The following is a 17,734-nucleotide window of genomic DNA, read 5'->3' on the forward strand; positions in this document are numbered from 1 at the left end:
GTCGGCTCAGGCCGCGTACGCGAGTGGGAGAGGGGATGCCTGCAGCGGCGCAGCGCCGAACCAGTGCAGCCCGGCCGCCAGTCCGGCGACCTCGCCGAGGATCAGCAGCGCCGGCGATGCCACAGCATGCGCGCGGGCGGTGTCGGGCAGCGTGTCGAGGGTGCCGGTGATGACGCGCTGTTCCGGCCGCGAACCGTTCTCGACCAGCGCGAACGGCGTGTGTCCCGCCCGCCCGCCAGCCAGCAGCCGGGCCTGCAGCTGTTCCAGCCCGGCCACGCCCATGTAGACGGCCAGGGTCTGCCGCTCCTGCGCCAGCGCCTGCCAGTCCAGGGTGTCCAGCGACTCGCGGCAGTGCGCGGTGACCAGGCGCAGCGACTGCGCGTGGTCGCGATGGGTCAGCGGGATGCCGCTGTAGGCGGCGCAGGCGAGCGCGGCGGTGATGCCCGGCACCACCTGGAAGCCGATGCCGTGCGCGCGCAGGAACTCCAGCTCCTCGCCGCCACGGCCGAACACGAACGGGTCTCCGCCCTTGAGCCGCACCACCCGGTGGCCGGCGCGCGCTTCGGCCAGCATCAGCGCATGGATCGCGTCCTGCGGCATGCTGTGGTCGCCGGCCGACTTGCCGACCTCGACCAGCCGCGCCTGCGGACCGGCCAGTGCAAGGATCGCGGCGTCGACCAGGCGGTCGTGCAGGATCACGTCGGCCTGCTGCAGCGCACGCAGCGCGTTGAGCGTGAGCAGGCCCGGGTCGCCAGGACCGGCACCCACCAGGGCGACAGCGCCGGCAGCGAGTTCGAAGGTCGGGCCTGGACGGAACTGGGTCACGGTGGCGGGCCGGCAGCGAGGCGGAACACGACCCTAACGTCCGGTTATAAGTGGCGGAAATAACCAGTCGGCGCGGCATCATCGCGGTTGGTTATAAGGCCCGGAACGTGGTTTGATCTAGAGTCGGGCACCCGCCTCCGGTGTTCATGCTTCGTTGTCCTGACGGCCCGCCGATGACCCTGACCCAGCTGCGCTACCTCGTCGCCATCGCCGACGCCGGGCTCAACATCACCCTGGCGGCGGCGCGCGTGCACGCGACCCAGCCCGGTCTGTCCAAACAGCTCAAGCAGCTGGAGGACGAACTGGGCTTCCTGCTGTTCGTCCGCAAGGGCCGCAGCCTGGAAGCGATCACCCCGGCCGGCAGCGAAGTGCTGGACCGGGCGCGGGTGATCCTGGCCGAGACCGCCAACATCCGCGCCTACGCGGCCAACCAGCGGCGCGAGAGCCAGGGCCAGCTGACCCTGACCACCACCCATACCCAGGCCCGGTTCGTGCTGCCGCCGGCGATCGCGCAGATCAAGCGCGCCTTCCCCCAGGTCAGCGTGCACCTGCAGCAGGCGGCCGAGGGCGCGGCGCTGGACCTGCTCGGCCAGGGCGACGCCGACATGGCCGTGGTCAGCACCGCCGGCGGCGAGCCGCAGGGTGGGGTGGCCGTGCCGCTGTACCGCTGGCGGCGGCTAGTGCTGGTGCCGCGCGGACATGCGCTGGACCGCGCCGGGCGCGCGCCCGACATGGCCGAGCTGGCCCAGCAGCCCCTGATCAGCTACGAGTCCTCGACCCGGCCCGAATCCTCGCTGCAGCGTGCCTTCGGCAAGCTCGGGCTGGAGCCGACCGTGGCCCTGACCGCGCTCGATGCCGACCTGATCAAGACCTACGTGCGTGCCGGCCTGGGCGTTGGCCTGCTGGCCGAGATGGCGGTCGGCGCCGGCGACACCGACCTGCGCGGCTGGCCGGCGCCGGGCGAGATCAACGAATGCATCGCCTGGGCGGTGTTGCCGCGCGAGCGCGTGCTGCGCGACTACGCGCTGGAACTGGTCAACGTGCTCGCGCCGCAGATCGACAAGCGCGACCTGCGCCGCGTGCTGGACGGCAACCAGGAACCGGACTGGCCGGAGCCGCCGACCTGGGAATCGCTGACCCAGACCATCACCAGCTGAACCGGTACAGGCTGGCGCGGTAATGCGATGGCCTTGGCGGACCCTGTGCTGGACCGGCCGGCCATCCCATTGCGGCGGCCTGCGCCAGCCACGCATAGTGCGTACTCTCGGGTCACCGCTACCAGGAGCTGCACCATGCAGGGCGAATGCCTCACTTCCGGCGGGGATGTTCCGCGCCACACCGATGTGGCGATCCTGGGCGGCGGGCTGGCCGGGCTGACCCTGGCCCTGCAGCTGCGGCAGCGCAATCCCAAGCTTTCGGTGACCGTGCTCGAGCGCCGCGCGCACCCGGTACGCGAGGCCGCGCACAAGGTCGGCGAATCGACCGTGGAGATCGGCGCGCATTACTTCGCCGACGTGCTGGGGCTGCGCGAGCACCTGGAGGCCGAGCAGGTGCGCAAGTACGGCCTGCGCTACTTCTTCACCGATCGCCAGTACGACGTGCACGCGTGCAGCGAGATGGGCGTGAGCCGGCTGCTGCCGACCCCGTCCTGGCAGCTGGATCGCGGGCGCTTCGAGAACTTCCTCGGCGACCGGGCGCGCGAGGCGGGGGTCCGCTTCCTCGACGAGGCGGTCGTGCGCACGCTGGAACTGTCCGAGACCGACGCGCCACATGCGGTCCAGTTCGACCATGCCGGCACGCGCCACAGCCTGCAGGCGCGATTCGTCGTCGATGCGTCCGGGCGCGCCGGCCTGATCAAGCGCAAGCTCGACCTGGCCATGCCCAACGACCACGATGCCAACGCGGTGTGGTGGCGGATCGACGGCCAGACCGACCTGGACCTGTGGTCGGACGACCCGCACTGGCGGCAACGCTTCGCGCCGGCGCGCCGGGTCGATTCCACCAACCACATGTGCGGCCCCGGCTACTGGTTCTGGCTGATCCCGCTGGCGTCGGGCTCGCATTCGCTCGGCATCGTGTGCGACGCGAAGATGCATCCGCTGGAGACCATGAACACCCACGACAAGGCCATGGAGTGGCTGCGCGTGCACCAGCCGCGCGTGCACGCGGCCCTGTCGAAACCGGAGTACGCGCTGCAGGATTTCCTGTTCCTGCGCCACTTCTCCTACGGCTGCAAGCAGGTCTATTCCAGGCACCGCTGGGCGCTGACCGGCGAGGCCGGCCTGTTCCTGGATCCGTTCTATTCGCCGGGCAGCGATTTCATCGCCATCAGCAACACCTACGTGTGCGAACTGGTGGAGATGGACCAGGCCGGCACCCGGATCGGGCCTCATGCTGAGATCTTCCAGCAGCTGTACTTCTCGTTCTACGAAAGCACGCTGACCCTCTACCAGGACCAGTACCCGATCTTCGGCCACCCGCAGGTCATGCCGGTCAAGGTGCTGTGGGACTACGCCTTCTACTGGGCGCTGCTGGCGCCGCTGTTCTTCAGCCGCCGGCAGGCCGACCTGTCGATGCTGTCCAGGCTCAAGCCCGCCTTCGTCGAGGGCCGCGGCCTGAACCTGGCGATGCAGCGGCTGATGCGCGAATGGGGCACGCGCGACCACGCACCGGAGCTGCGGGAGGCGCGTGCCTTCGACCAGTTCGAGGTGGAGTGGTGCCGCGAGATGAATGGCGCGCTGACCGACGTGCTTGATGACGCGGCCTACATCGCGCGTACCCAGCGCTGGGTGGCGGGGATGCGGCAGCTGGCCGCCGAGGTGCTGGCCGTGGCCCGCGAGGCGGTGCCGGGCATCGGCGACCACGGCCTGGATGCGCTGCTGGCGGGGCACGACGTCGATGCCCATCCGCCGATGCTGCCGGCGCAGTGGTTCGCGCCGGTGGACGAGCCGGTCGCGGCGGCCTGAGCGCAGGCACGGGCGGCGCATCACGCGCCGCGGCGGCTCAGATCTCCTCGTGGATGCCGCATTCGCGCTTGATCCCGAAGAACCGGGTGTCCTCGTCGCGCATGCCCGGCTCCCAGCGGCTGGTGGTGTGGAAATCGCCGATCGAGACGTAGCCTTCGTGCCAGAGCGGGTGGTAGGGCAGGCGGTGGCGCTTGAGGTACTGCCAGACGTCGCGGTCGCTCCAGTCGGCGATCGGGCTGATCTTGAGCCGGCCGTTGCGCTGCTGCGCGACCGGCGTCACGGCGCGGCTGCTGGCCTGCGCGCGGCGCAGGCCGGTGAACCAGGTGCCGATGCCCAGTTCGTCCAGCGCGCGGCGCATCGGCTCGACCTTGCGCAGGTTGTTGTACTGCTCGATCCCGACCAGACCCTGCTCCCACAGGCGTCCGTGCCGCGCTTCCATCCAGGCGCGGCTGACCAGCGGCCGGTACACCTTGAGGTTGAGCTGCAGCTGCTGGGTGAGCTCGTCGGCGAAGCGGTAGGTCTCGGGGAACAGGTAGCCGGTGTCGATCAGGATCACCGGGATGTCCGGCTTCTGCTGCACCAGCATGTGCAGCGCCACCGCCGACTGCGCGCCGAAGCTGGAGGACAGTGCGGCCTCGGCCGGCCCGTGCGCGAGCGCCCAGGCGACGCGCTGCTCGGCCTCCATCGCCTCCAGGCGCGCGTTGAGGCCTTCCAGGTCGGCCAGTGGATCGGCGGCGGGGGCGGTCGGGGAACTCGGGGCGGGCAGGCTCATCGGGATGCTCCAGGCATCGATGGACACGTCAGGCGGCGGCGTGGACCGGTGCAGGCGGTGCCAGCACGCTGACGTGGGTGGGATAGGTGGGCAGCGCGACCAGGCCGGCGCGATGCAGGAAATCGCCGAAGCCTTCGCCGGGCTGGCGTTCGGCGGCATAGCGCGCGAACAGCGGCTCGAGCGCGTCGACGATCTCGACCTCGGTGATGTTCTCGCGGTACAGCGTGTTCAGCCGCTGGCCGCGGTGGTCGGCACCCAGCATCAGGTTGTAGCGGCCCGGCGCCTTGCCGACCAGCGCGATCTCGGCCAGGTAGGGCCGCGAGCAGCCGTTCGGGCAGCCGGAAATGCGCAGCAGGATCGGGGTCTCGACCAGGCCGTGCTTTTCCAGCAGCGGCTGCAGGCGCGCGCTGAACTCCGGGAGGTAGCGCTCGGCCTCGGCCATCGCCAGGCCGCAGGTCGGCAGCGCCACGCAGGCCATGGCCGCGCGCGCCAGCGCGCTCGGTGCGCGGTTGCCGGCATCCAGGCCATGCGCCCGGACCAGCGCGTCGATCCGCGTGCGTGCCGCGGCCGGAACCCCGGCGACGACCAGGTTCTGGTTGCCGGTCAGGCGGAACTGCTGGTCCGGATCGCTGCCGTCCAGCGCGGCGGCGATCGCGCGCAGTCCGGTCAGGTGCGGTGTGCCGGGACGGTCGGCGATGCGCCCGGACGGCAGCGACAGGGTCAGGTGCCAGCGGCCGTCCGTACCTTCGGCCCAGCCGTAGCGGTCGCCGTTGTGGTCGAAACCGAACGCGCGTGCCGGCTGGAGAGAGAGGCCGGCACGGCGTTCGATCTCGGCCACGACGGCGTCCAGGCCGTGGTCGTCGATGGTGTACTTGAAGCGTGCCCGCTTTCGCAGCGTGCGGTTGCCGAGGTCGCGCTGGGTGGTGACCACCGCGGTGGCCACCTCCAGCAGCCGTTCGCGCGGCAGCCAGCCGACCACGTTGCCGACCCGCGGATAGGTCTCGGCATCGCCGTGGGTGCTGCCCATGCCGCCGCCGATCACCAGGTTGTAGCCGTCGATGGCGTCGCCATCGAGCGTGCCGATGAAGCCCAGGTCGTTGGCGAACACGTCGACGTCGTTGACCGGCGGCAGCGCGAAGCCGATCTTGAACTTGCGCGGCAGGTAGCGCTCGCCGTAGATGGGCTCGTGCTCTTCGCCGCCGCCGGCGACCTGCTCCTCGTCCAGCCAGATCTCGTAGTAGGCGCGGGTGTTGGGCAGCAGATGCTCGGACGTGGCCGCGGCGTCGGCGTAGAGCGTGGCGTGCGCCGCCGACAGCAGCGGGTTGGCCGCCACCTGCACGTTGCGGTTGACGTCGCCGCAGGCGGCCAGCGTGTCGATCAGCGCGGCATTGATCGCCTGCATGGTCGCCTTCAGTTCGCGCTTGATCACGCCGTGGAACTGGAACGCCTGACGGGTGGTGACGCGCAGCGAGTGGTTGGCGAAGCCGGTGGCGATGGCATCGAGCGCCAGCCACTGCGCGGGGCTGACCACGCCGCCGGGGGTGCGCGTGCGGATCATGAACTGGTACGCCGGCTCGAGCTTCTGCCGGCGGCGTTCGTCGCGGATGTCGCGGTCGTCCTGCTGGTAGCTGCCGTGGTACTTGATCAGGGTCTGGTCGTCCTCGCGCAGCGCACCGGTGACCGGATCGGCCAGGCTCTCCAGCAGCGAGCCACGCAGGCGCCGGCTCTCGGCCTTGATGTCTTCGACGGAATGGGCGCTCATGGGAATCCTTGGCGTGCGCGTCAGTAGACGTCGCGGCTGTAGCGGCCGTCGGCCTGCAGGCGGGTGAGGTAGTCGGCGGCCGCATCGGCATCGCCGCCGTTGTGTTCGGCCACGATCGCAGCCAGCGCCGCATGCACGTCGCGGCCCATCGCGATCGCGCCGCAGACGTAGAGCTGCGCGCCGTTCTGCAGCCAGTCGTAGAGCGCGCGGCCGTGCTCGCGCAGGCGGTCCTGCACGTAGACGCGCTGCGTGCCGTCGCGCGAGAACGCCAGATCCAGCCGGTGCAGTTCGCCGCGGCGCAGCGCCTCCTGCCATTCGGCCTGGTAGAGGAAGCCGGTGTTGAAGTGCTGGGCGCCGAACAGCAGCCAGTTGCGACCGGTGGCGCCGGTCTCGGCGCGCTCCTGCACGAAGCCGCGGAACGGGGCCACGCCGGTGCCCGGGCCGATCATGACGATGTCGCGCGCGCCGTCGGCCGGGACCCGGAAGCGCTCGTTGGGCTCGATGTAGACCGGAACCTGGTCGCCTTCGTCGAGCCCGGCGAGGAAGCCGCTGGCCGCGCCGAGGTGGTCGTGGCCATGCGCCGCATAGCCGAGCACGTCGACGGTCAGGTGCGCCTCCTCGCCGACGCGCTTGCGGCTGGAGGCGATCGAATAGAGCCGCTGCGCCTGCGGACGCAGCGCGGCGACCAGGCTGTCCTGGTCCCAATCCGCCGGCCAGCGGCGCAGCACGTCGACCATCTGGTGGTCGGCCAGCAGCGCCGCCAGTCCGGCAGGCTGGGTAGGATCAAGCAGCTCGGCCAGGGCCCTGGCGCCGGAGCGCTCGGCGTGCGCGGCCAGGAACGGGCGCGACAGCCGGGTCAGTTCGCGACGGGTGGCCAGCCACTCGGACAGGGGCAGAGTCTCCTCGCCGGATGTGACCGCCGCATTGCCGTCCAGCGTCAGCGCCTCCAGCACGCCCTCGACCAGCGCCGGCGGGTTGCGGTGGCGGATGCCCAGCGCGTCGCCCGGCTCGTAGGCCAGGCCGGACCCTTCCAGCGACAGCTCGATGTGGCGCACGTCCTTGCCGGTTTCCGCATGGCGCTGGAAGCCGGTGCCCTTGAACTCGCGCCCGCTGATGCGCTGGTTGAGCAGCAGTTCGGCCGGGAACGGACGCGCATGCGACCACGCCGACGCGGCCGCCGGGCGCAGCGGCGTGACCGAGGCGAGGTGGTGGCCGGCGGGGGGTGCGGTCTTCAGCAGGTCGCGGGCCTGGTCGATGGCCTGCTCGCGCCAGGGACTGGCGACGGTGTCGATGTCCAGGTCGGTGAAGCCCGGGTCCGCGACCCGCCGGCCACCGAGTTCGGCCAGGCGTGCGTCGAGGCGGCGGGCGATGCCGCAGAAATCGGCGTAGCTGGAGTCGCCCAGGCCGAGCACGGCGAACTTCAGCTCGGGCAGCTTCGGCGCGCGTCTGCCGAACAGGAATTCGGTGAAGCCGATGCTGTCGTCCGGCGGATCGCCCTCGCCCTGGGTGCTGACCACTACATAGAGCAGGCGCTCGCCGGCCAGCTCGCGGGTGGGGTAGCTGTCGGCGCGGACCAGGCGCACCGGCAGGCCGGCGGCCTCGGCGGCGTGGGCGAGGGCTTCGGCCTGGCGGCGCGCATTGCCGGTCTGGCTGCCGTAGAGCACGGTCAACCGTTGCCCTGCCTGGCCGGCGGCACCGGGGCGCACGGCGGCGACGGCCGGCGCCGCGTGGCCCTGGGCCAGTCCGGCCGCATAGCCGGAAAGCCACCACAGCGATGCGGCGTCGAGTCCATCCACCAACTGGACCAGCAGGTCCTTGCGGGCCTCGTTCAGCGGGCTTGGAACCTGCGCGGTCGGTGCGGCAGTCATCCGGTAGGCTCATGGGGCGAGTGTCGAGCCGATCCTAGAAGAGCCTCGCGTGGCGCTGAAACGGCCTGTGGTTATTCGCTTATGCTCTGGGCTTATTTCACCTCGCCCCGGTGTGATCCGAGTATCTGGTCGTGGATGGATCAGGAACGGTGTTTCTGGCCCCCCGTTTCTGCCGCCGCCCGGCACCAGGGCCGATCTGGATTACGATGAGCGCTGCAACACCGTTGTCCCATCTCGACCGGCTCGAAGCCGAGAGCCTCCACATCCTGCGCGAGGTGGCCGCCGAGTTCCGCAACCCGGTGCTGCTGTACTCGGTCGGCAAGGACAGTTCGGTGCTGCTGCATCTGCTGCTCAAGGCCTTCGCGCCGGCGCCGCCGCCGATCCCGCTGCTGCACGTGGACACGCGCTGGAAGTTCCGCGAGATGATCGCGTTCCGCGACCGGCGTGCGGCCGAGACCGGGGTGGACCTGCGGGTCCACATCAATCCCGAGGGCATCGCCCAGGACATCGGGCCGTTCAGCCACGGCGCCACGGTACACACCGACGTGATGAAGACCCAGGGCCTGAAGCAGGCGCTGGACCTGTGGAAGTTCGACGCGGCCATCGGCGGTGCACGGCGGGACGAAGAGAAGTCGCGCGCCAAGGAGCGCGTGTTCTCGTTCCGCAACGAGCGCCACCGCTGGGATCCCAAGCGGCAGCGCCCTGAGCTGTGGAACCTGTACAACGCGCGCATCCGCCAGGGCGAGAGCGTGCGGGTGTTCCCGCTGTCCAACTGGACCGAGCTCGACATCTGGCTCTACATCTACCGCGAGAAGATTCCGGTGGTGCCGCTGTACCTTGCTTCCGAAAGGCCCGTCGTCGAGCGCGACGGCGCGCTGATCCTGGTCGACGACGCGCGCCTGCCGCTGCGCGAAGGCGAGCAGCCGCAGCTGCGGTCGGTGCGCTTCCGCACGCTGGGCTGCTATCCGCTGACCGGCGCGATCGAGTCGCACGCCGATACGCTGGAGAAGATCATCGCCGAGATGCTGGTCGCGACCAGTTCCGAGCGGCAGGGCCGGGTGATCGACCAGGATCCGACCGCGTCGATGGAGAAGAAGAAGCTGGAGGGATACTTCTGATGGCCGCCGACGCGACCGTGACCGCGGACATCGCCGCCTACCTCAAGCAGCACGAGACCAAGCCGCTGCTGCGCTTCATCACCTGTGGCAGCGTCGACGACGGCAAGAGCACGCTGATCGGGCGGCTGCTGTACGACAGCAAGCGCCTGTTCGACGACCAGCTGGCCGCGCTGGAGGCCGACAGCCGCCGCCATGGTACCCAGGGCGAGCGGATCGACTACGCGCTGCTGCTCGACGGCCTGGCCGCCGAGCGCGAACAGGGCATCACCATCGACGTGGCCTACCGCTACTTCGACACCGACCGGCGCAAGTTCATCGTCGCCGACTGCCCGGGCCACGAGCAGTACACCCGCAACATGGCCACCGGCGCCTCCACCGCCGATCTGGCGGTGGTGCTGGTCGACGCGCGCAAGGGGCTGCTGGCGCAGACGCGCCGGCACAGCTACATCGTCTCGCTGCTGGGCATCGGCCACGTGGTGCTGGCGGTCAACAAGATGGATCTGGTCGACTACGACCAGGCGGTGTTCGAGCGGATCGTCGACGGCTACCGCGCGCTGGCCGACCAGCTCGGCATCGCCCACGTGCAGGCGATCCCGCTGTCGGCGCTGGAAGGCGACAACCTGTCCAGCCGCTCGGCGCGGACGCCGTGGTACGCCGGGCCATCGCTGCTCGAACACCTGGAGACGGTGCAGCTGGACGTCGGCGACACCGGCCAGGCGCTGCGGCTGCCGGTGCAGTGGGTGAACCGCCCGGACCAGGATTTCCGCGGCTTCGCCGGGACGATCGCCGCCGGTGCGGTGCGCGCGGGCGACGAGGTGGTCGTGCTGCCGTCGGCGCGCCGTTCGCGGATCGCCAGCGTGCTCGGTCCGGACGGTGCGCTGGAGGTGGCCGCGGCCGGGCAGGCGGTCACCGTCACCCTGGCCGACGAGGTCGATGTCAGCCGCGGCGACGTGATCGCCGCCGCCGCCGCGCCGCCGCAGGTCGCCGACCAGTTCGCGGTGCACCTGTTGTGGATGCACGATGCCGCGCTGCTGCCGGGACGGCCGTACTGGCTGAAGATCGGCACGCGCACCGTCACCGCCACGGTCAGCGAGATCAAGCACCGGGTCGACGTGAACACGCAGGAGCACCTGGCCGCCAAGCGTCTGGAGCTCAACGAGGTCGGCTACTGCAATCTCAGCCTCGATGAACCGGTCGCCTTCGCCGCCTATGCCGAGAACCGGACACTGGGCGGCTTCATCCTGATCGACCGGCAGAACAACGAGACCGTGGGCGCGGGCACCCTGGACTTCGCGCTGCGCCGTGCCGACAACGTGCACTGGCAGCACCTGGACGTGGACCGGGCCGCGCGCGCGCGGATCAAGGGCCAGCAGCCGAAGGTGGTCTGGTTCACCGGCCTGTCCGGCGCGGGCAAGTCGACCGTGGCCAACCTGGTCGACAAGCGCCTGCATGCGCGCGGCTTCCACACCTTCATCCTCGACGGCGACAACGTGCGCCACGGGCTGAACCGCGACCTGGGCTTCACCGACGAGGACCGGGTCGAGAACATCCGCCGGGTCGCCGAGGTCGCCCGGCTGATGGCCGATGCGGGCCTGATCGTGCTGGTCAGCTTCATCTCGCCGTTCCGGGCCGAGCGGCGGATGGCGCGCGAGCGCTTCGCCGATGGCGAGTTCGTCGAGGTCTTCGTCGACGTGCCGCTGGCGGTGGCCGAGGCGCGCGACGTGAAGGGGCTGTACGGCAAGGCCCGTGCCGGCCTGATCCCGAACTTCACCGGCATCGATTCGCCCTACGAGGCGCCCGAGCATGCCGACGTGCACCTGCATGCCGACCGCGAGTCGCCCGAGGCCATGGTCGCGCGCGTGCTGGAGGCGCTGGGGCTGGCGGACTAGCCGGCCCGGTTTCCCGCGGCGCGGCCGGCATGAACGGCTTGTTCAGCCAGCCCCGCCGAATGGCACATCGCCTTGCCATGTGCGATGGCTACACTCGGTCGGTTCAGGTCGGGTGATCCGGGAATTCTTCATGTATGTGCGAGCGGCGGCCCTGCTGGGCTGCGTGGCGATGCTGGTGGGCTGCGGCAAGTCGGAAACCTCGGCAGCGGGCGGGGCGCCGGCCGCGGTCCCGGTCACCACGACGGTGGTCGCGCCACGGGCGTGGAACGACAGCCTGCAGGGGCTGGGTACCGTCAGCGCGCGCGAGTCGGTGACCCTGACCGCCAAGGTCAGCGAGATCGTCGACCGGGTCCATTTCGAGAGCGGCGACGAGGTCCGCGCCGGGCAGGTGCTGGTGACCCTCAGCGGCAACCAGCAGCAGGCGACCCTGCAGGCCGCCGAGGCCTCGGCCGAGGACGCCGAGCGCCAGTACATCCGCGGCAACGAGCTGGTCCAGGCGCAGCTGATTTCCCGCGCTTCGGTCGACACCCTGCGGGCCACCCGCGACGCCGCCCGCGCCACCGTGTCCGAGATGCGCGCCAACATCGGCGACCGCACCCTCCGCGCGCCGTTCGCCGGCATGCTCGGCCTGCGCCAGGTCAGCCCCGGCGCGCTGGTCACGCCGGGCACGCCGATCGCCACGCTGGACGACATCGGCTCGGTCTACATCGATTTCCAGCTGCCCGAGACCCAGCTCGGCGGCGTGGCGGTCGGCCAGCGCGTGTTCGGCCGCGTGGCCGCCTTCCCGGGGCGCGACTTCCAGGGCGAGGTGCAGACCATCGACGCGCGGATCGACCCGCAGTCGCGCGCGGTCACCGTGCGCGGCATCTTCGCCAACGACGACCGCGCGCTGCGGCCCGGCATGCTGGTCCAGGTCCGCCTGCAGCAGCGGGAGCGGCAGGCGCTGCTGATCCCGGAGATCTCGGTGATCCAGGTCGGCCGCGACACCTTCGTCTACCGGGTGCGCGAGGACGAGACCGTCGAGCAGGCACCGGTGGCGATCGGCGTGCGCGCCGAGGGCCTGGCCGAGGTCACCGACGGGCTGGAGCCGGGCACCCGCATCGTGGTGGACGGCACCGGCAAGCTGCGCCCGGGCATGCGGATCAGCGAGAGCACGGTGCAGGAAGCCAAATCGCAGCCGGCCGATGAAGCGCCGGCCGGGGGCGACGCGCAGTGAAGCTGTCCGACCTGTCGATCAAGCGGCCGGTGTTCGCCGCGGTGATCAGCCTGCTGCTGGTCGCGCTGGGGGTGATGGCCTTCACCCGCCTGACGGTGCGCGAGCTGCCCAACATCGACCCGCCGATCGTATCGGTCCAGGTCAGCTACCCAGGCGCCTCGGCGGCGGTGGTCGAGACCCGTATCACCCAGATCCTCGAGGACGCGCTGGCCGGCATCGAGGGCATCCGCACGATCGAGTCGCGCAGCCGCAACGGCCGCTCGGACGTCACCATCGAGTTCAACCTGACCCGCGACATCGAGGCCGCCGCCAACGACGTGCGCGACGCGATCAGCCGGGTCATGGACCGGATGCCGATCGAGGCCGATCCGCCCGAGATCTCCAAGGTCGAGGCCGACGCCGACGCGATCATGTGGCTTAACATGCGCTCCAGCGTGATGGACACGATGGAGCTCAGCGACTACGCGGACCGCTACGTGGTCGACCGGCTGTCGGCGCTGGACGGCGTGGCCCGGGTGCAGCTGTCCGGCGCGCAGCGCTACGCGATGCGGATCTGGCTGGACCGCGATGCGATGGCCGCGCGCGGCGTCACCGCCAGCGACGTCGAGCAGGCGCTGCGCAGCGAGAACATCGAGCTGCCCGCCGGCCGGATCGAATCGGAAACCCGTGACTTCACCCTGCGCGTCGAGCGCGGCTACCGCGAGCCGGACCAGTTCGCGCAGATCCCGCTGCGCAAGGGCGCCGACGGCTACGTCGTGCGCATGGGCGACGTGGCGCGGATCGAGCTCGGCGCGGCCGAACGGCGCTCCTACATGCGCAGCAACTCGATCCCCAACGTCGGCCTGGGCATCGTGCGCACCTCGATCGCCAACGCGCTGGACGTGGCCCAGGCCGCCCGCGCCGAGGCCGAGCGGATCCAGCAGACGCTGCCGGAAGGCACCGAGATCTTCGTCGCCGCCGACAACACCGTGTTCATCGATGCGGCGATCAGCCGGGTGTACTGGACGCTGGCCGAGGCGATGGCGCTGGTGTTCATCGTCATCTGGCTGTTCCTTGGCAGCCTGCGCGCGGCGCTGATCCCGGCGGTCACGGTGCCGGTCTGCCTGGTGGCGGCGTTCATCGCGCTGTACGCGTTCGGCTTCTCGATCAACCTGCTGACCCTGCTCGCGCTGGTGCTGTGCATCGGCCTGGTGGTCGACGACGCGATCATCGTGCTGGAGAACGTGCAGCGCCGCGCCGACCTCGGCGAACCGCCGCTGGTGGCCGCGCGACGCGGCACCAGACAGGTCGCGTTCGCGGTGATCGCCACCACCGCGGTGCTGGTGGCGGTGTTCCTGCCGGTCGGCTTCATGGAGGGCAACTCGGGGCGCCTGTTCCGCGAGCTGTCGGTGGCGCTGGCCGGCGCTGTCGCGCTGTCGGCCTTCATCGCGCTGACCCTGACCCCGATGATGTGCTCCAAGCTGGTGCGCCCGCACGGGCACAGGCAGACCGGTTTCAACGCCTGGACCAACCGCCATCTCAATCGCCTCGGCGAGGCCTACGGGCGCGGGGTCGGCCGGCTGGTCGCGCTGTCCGGCGTGCGCCTGACCGCGCTGATCGCCGCGATCATGGCCACCTGCGCGCTGGTGGCCATGCTGCTGTTCTGGCGCGTGCCCAGCGAGCTGTCGCCGGCCGAGGACCGTGGCCGCTTCTTCATCGGCGTCGATGGTCCGGAAGGGGCCGGCTACGACTACACGGTCGCGCAGATGCAGCAGGTCGAGAAGATCTTCGCACCGCTGGTCGGCGAGGACCGGCCGATCGAGCGCGCCAATTCGCGCGTGCCGCGCGGCTGGGGCGGCAGCGAGGACATGCACACCGGGCAGGTGATCGTGTTCCTGCGCGACTGGCGCGACCGCGATGCCAGCACCGCCGAGGTGGTCGAACAGCTGCGTGGGCGGCTGGCGCAGCTGCCCGGCGTGCAGGCGCGCGCCAACGTACCCGGTGGCCTCGTCGGCAGCCGCGGCCAGCGCTACCAGCTGGTGCTGGGCGGGCCGGACTATGCCGAGCTGGCGCAGTGGCGCGACCGGATCCTGGCGCGGATGCGTGAGAACCCGGGCATCCAGGATCCGGACTCGGACTACAAGGAGACCCGCCCGCAGATGCGGGTGGACATCGACCGCGCGCGCGCGGCCGACCTGGGCGTGTCGGTGCAGGAGATCGGACGCACGCTGGAAACGATGATGGGCCAGCGCCAGGTCACCACCTTCGTCGACAACGGCGAGGAGTACGACGTGCTGCTGCAGGCCGACCGCGACCGACGCATGGCGCCCGACGACCTGACCGGCACCTTCGTGCGCGGCCGCGACGGCGTGCTGGTGCCGCTGTCCAACCTGGTGACACTCAGCGAGATCGCCGAGCCGGGCAGCTTCAACCGGTTCAACCGGCTGCGTTCGATCACGATCGCAGGCGGCCTGGCGCCCGGTTACACGATGAGCGAGGCGATCGCCTGGACCTACCAGGTCGCCGCCGAGGAACTGCCCGACTATGCGCAGGTGGACTGGAAGGGCGAGAGCCGCGAGTTCCAGGAAGCCGGTGGCGCGGTGATCCTGACCTTCGCGATGGCGCTGCTGATCGTCTACCTGGTGCTGGCCGCGCAGTTCGAGAGCTTCATCCATCCGCTGACGATCATGCTGACCGTGCCGCTGGCGGTGCTCGGCGCGCTGCTCGGGCTGTGGGCGACCGGCGGCACGCTCAACCTGTTCAGCCAGATCGGCATCGTGATGCTGATCGGCCTGGCGGCGAAGAACGGCATCCTGATCGTCGAGTTCGCCAACCAGCTGCGCGACGAGGGCCGCACCGTCCGTGCCGCCATCGCCGAGGCCTCGGCGGTGCGCCTGCGCCCGATCCTGATGACCTCCGCGGCGACGATCATGGGCGCGATCCCGCTGGTCGTCGCCGGCGGCCCGGGTTCGGCCAGCCGCGCCACGATCGGCATCGTGGTGATCTTCGGTGTGGCGTTCTCGACGCTGCTCTCGCTGTTCGTGGTGCCGACGTTCTACGCGTTGCTGGCGCCGTTCACACGCTCGCCGGACGCGCTGGCGCAGGAGCTCGACAAGCTGGAGGCCGAGACCCCCGAGGTGGGCGGCCATGCCTGAGTCGGGGCGCTGGGACGGGCTGCGGCTGCAGGGCGAGGGCTTCGTCCTGCGCCGCTGGCATCCCGACGACCTTGACGTGCTGCTGTTGCACGCCGACGACCCGGAAGTGCCGCGCGGGCTCAGCGACCGGTTTCCGCACCCGTACACCCGCGCCGACGGCGAGGCGTTCCTGGCCGGCCATGTGGTCGACCTGGCGATGCCGGTGCTGGCGATCGAGGTCGGCGGTCACGCCTGCGGCAGCATCGGCGTGCGCGTCGGGCAGGCCGAGCGACGCCATGGCGGCGAACTCGGCTACTGGCTGGGGCGCGCCCATTGGGGGCGGGGCCTGATGAGCGCGGCGGTGGCCGTGTATGCGCCCTGGGTCATGCAGGCGCTGTCGCTGTACCGGTTGCAGGCCACGGTGCTCGCGTTCAACCGAGGCTCGGCGCGGGTGCTGGAAAAGAACGGGTTCGCAGAGGAGGGGCTGATGCGGGCGGCCGTGGTCAAGGATGGCGTGCCGCATGACCTGCGCCTGTTCGCCAGGATCCAATCGCCGGGGCCGGGCTGAGGCCATTCCCGCGGAGGCGGTGTATCGGCGATTGGCCGCGCCCCCTGTCGAGGATCCTCACGCGCGGTTATCTTGTGGTCACCTTCGCGGGTCCGCCCGCTCCTCTGCCCCGCCATCTGACTGGAGAGCTGCTCCCGTGGAAGCCTTTTTTGCCTGGATCAACGGCATCATCTGGAGCAATGCGCTGATCGCGCTGTGCCTGGGTGCCGGTCTGTGGTTCACCGTCCGCACCCGTTTCATGCAGATCCGCGGTTTCGCCGAGATGTGCCGCCTGACCCTGGCCGGGCAGAAGTCCGATGCCGGCGTGTCCTCGTTCCAGGCGCTGGCGATGTCGATGGCCGGTCGCATGGGCATCGGCAACATCGCCGGCGTGGCCACGGCCATCGCCTACGGCGGCCCCGGCGCGGTGTTCTGGATGTGGGTGATGGGCTTCCTCGGCGCGTCGACCTCGTACATCGAGTGCACCCTGGCCCAGATCTACAAGGAAAAGGACGCCGAAGGGCGCTACCGCGGCGGTCCGGCGTACTACATCGAGAAGGCCATGGGCCTGAAGTGGTACGCGATGATCTTCGCGCTCTCGACAATCGTCGCTGCCGGCCTGCTGCTGCCGGGCGTGCAGGCCAACGCCATCGCCGACAGTGCCAGCGCCGTGCTGTGCGGCGCCAATGGCTGCGCCGCGGTCGGCGGCGCCGGCGGCGCCAAGCTGTGGATCGGCCTGGTCGTGGCCGCGCTGCTGGCGACGATCATCTTCGGCGGCATCAAGCGTATCGCCACCTTCGCCGAGATCGTCGTGCCGTTCATGGCCCTGGGCTTCATCCTGATGGCCGTGCTGGTGATGGTGTTCAACGCGAACAAGGTGCCGGCGATGTTCTCCGACATCTTCTCCAGCGCGTTCGGCGCGCATGCCGCCTTCGGCGCGATCATCGGCCAGGCGATCGCGTGGGGCGTCAAGCGCGGCATCTACGCCAACGAGGCCGGCCAGGGCACCGGCCCGCACGCCGCCGCCGCCGCCGAGGTTTCGCACCCGGCCAAGCAGGGCTACGTGCAGGCCTTCGCGATCTACTTCGACACCATGCTGGTCTGCACCTCGACCGCGTTCCTGCTGCTGTCCACCGGCATGTACAACACCTTCCAGGTGGCCAAGGAGAACGGCAAGGAGGTGCTGACCGCGGTGTTCACCGGCGTGCCCGGCGTGCAGCCCGACGAGGGCGCGAAGTTCACCCAGGCCGCGGTCGAGTCGGTGCTGCCGGGCTGGGGCGCGGGCTTCGTGGCGATCGCGCTGTTCTTCTTCGCGTTCACCACGATCATGGCCTATTACTACATGGCCGAGACCAACCTGACCTACGTCGCCGGCACCCGCAAGACCCACCCGGTGGCGACCCTGCTGCTGCGCCTGGCGATCGTCGGCATGGTGGTGTTCGGCGCCTACCACGACGCGAAGATGGCCTGGACCCTGGGCGACATCGGCGTCGGCGTGATGGCATGGCTCAATGTCGTCGCGATCCTGATCCTGCAGAAGCCGGCGTTGGCCGCGCTGCGCGACTACGAGCGGCAGAAGAAGCTGGGTCTGGATCCGGTGTTCGATCCGGACGTGGCCGGTATCCGCAACGCCGATTTCTGGAAGAAGCGTGTCTGAG

Annotated in this window: 11 protein-coding genes and 1 pseudogene; 8 read left to right on the top strand and 4 right to left on the bottom strand. The window is 70.4% G+C overall.

All coding sequences use genetic code 11. The annotated features are described in order from the left end of the window. Nucleotides 1-6: 6 nt before the first annotated feature. A pseudogene (gene cobA, locus IB242_RS00515) lies at nucleotides 7-792 on the bottom strand (uroporphyrinogen-III C-methyltransferase); the annotation flags it as partial. 206 nt (nucleotides 793-998) lie between these two features. Here cobA and IB242_RS00520 point away from each other — a divergent pair. Continuing rightward, on the top strand, nucleotides 999-1,982 hold the full coding sequence (locus IB242_RS00520) for a LysR family transcriptional regulator (RefSeq protein ID WP_192275247.1): 984 nt from the start codon (nucleotides 999-1,001) through the stop codon (nucleotides 1,980-1,982). Nucleotides 1,983-2,117: 135 nt separating this feature from the next. Continuing rightward, entirely contained in the window at nucleotides 2,118-3,791 is a 1,674-nt protein-coding gene (locus IB242_RS00525; RefSeq protein WP_192275248.1) for an FAD-dependent oxidoreductase, read from the top strand. 37 nt (nucleotides 3,792-3,828) lie between these two features. Here IB242_RS00525 and IB242_RS00530 read toward each other — a convergent pair whose 3' ends face one another. Genes IB242_RS00530 through IB242_RS00540 form a run of 3 tightly spaced genes read right to left on the bottom strand, consistent with a single transcriptional unit; the run spans nucleotide 3,829 to nucleotide 8,193 of the window. Then, nucleotides 3,829-4,563 carry a phosphoadenylyl-sulfate reductase gene (locus IB242_RS00530; protein ID WP_192275249.1) on the bottom strand — a complete coding sequence of 245 codons (735 nt, stop codon included), beginning with the start codon at nucleotides 4,561-4,563 and terminating at the stop codon, nucleotides 3,829-3,831. 28 nt (nucleotides 4,564-4,591) lie between these two features. After that, complete coding sequence (cysI, locus tag IB242_RS00535; RefSeq protein WP_192275250.1) at nucleotides 4,592-6,325, bottom strand: assimilatory sulfite reductase (NADPH) hemoprotein subunit; 1,734 nt, start codon at nucleotides 6,323-6,325, stop codon at nucleotides 4,592-4,594. Between the two features lie 20 nt (nucleotides 6,326-6,345). After that, the gene (locus IB242_RS00540) at nucleotides 6,346-8,193 is read right to left on the bottom strand and encodes an assimilatory sulfite reductase (NADPH) flavoprotein subunit (RefSeq protein ID WP_192275251.1); all 1,848 of its coding nucleotides are present in this window, start codon (nucleotides 8,191-8,193) and stop codon (nucleotides 6,346-6,348) included. Between the two features lie 206 nt (nucleotides 8,194-8,399). Here IB242_RS00540 and cysD point away from each other — a divergent pair, with 206 nt between their 5' ends. The 6 genes from cysD (at nucleotide 8,400) to IB242_RS00570 (ending at nucleotide 17,733) form a co-directional block, all read left to right on the top strand. Further along, nucleotides 8,400-9,311, top strand: coding sequence for a sulfate adenylyltransferase subunit CysD (cysD, locus tag IB242_RS00545; RefSeq protein WP_192275252.1), 912 nt, complete (start codon nucleotides 8,400-8,402; stop codon nucleotides 9,309-9,311). After that, a complete protein-coding gene (gene cysN / locus IB242_RS00550) occupies nucleotides 9,311-11,200 on the top strand; it encodes a sulfate adenylyltransferase subunit CysN (RefSeq protein WP_192275253.1) in 1,890 nt (629 codons plus the stop codon). The genes cysD and cysN overlap by 1 nt, the downstream gene beginning before the upstream one ends. Before the next feature lie 130 nt (nucleotides 11,201-11,330). Next, nucleotides 11,331-12,416 (top strand): efflux RND transporter periplasmic adaptor subunit, encoded by a 1,086-nt coding sequence (locus IB242_RS00555; RefSeq protein ID WP_192275254.1) that lies wholly within the window; start codon nucleotides 11,331-11,333, stop codon nucleotides 12,414-12,416. Beyond that, nucleotides 12,413-15,550 (top strand): efflux RND transporter permease subunit, encoded by a 3,138-nt coding sequence (locus IB242_RS00560; RefSeq protein ID WP_192275255.1) that lies wholly within the window; start codon nucleotides 12,413-12,415, stop codon nucleotides 15,548-15,550. Before IB242_RS00555 ends, IB242_RS00560 begins: the two co-directional genes overlap by 4 nt. Continuing rightward, on the top strand, nucleotides 15,543-16,097 hold the full coding sequence (locus IB242_RS00565) for a GNAT family protein (protein WP_192275256.1): 555 nt from the start codon (nucleotides 15,543-15,545) through the stop codon (nucleotides 16,095-16,097). The genes IB242_RS00560 and IB242_RS00565 overlap by 8 nt, the downstream gene beginning before the upstream one ends. Nucleotides 16,098-16,233: 136 nt before the next feature. After that, nucleotides 16,234-17,733: an alanine/glycine:cation symporter family protein gene (locus IB242_RS00570; protein WP_192275257.1), complete on the top strand. Its 1,500-nt coding sequence runs from the start codon at nucleotides 16,234-16,236 to the stop codon at nucleotides 17,731-17,733. Nucleotide 17,734: the final 1 nt, after the last annotated feature.

Origin of the sequence: Xanthomonas sp. XNM01 (assembly GCF_014851915.1) — a bacterium.
GTDB lineage: Bacteria > Pseudomonadota > Gammaproteobacteria > Xanthomonadales > Xanthomonadaceae > Pseudoxanthomonas.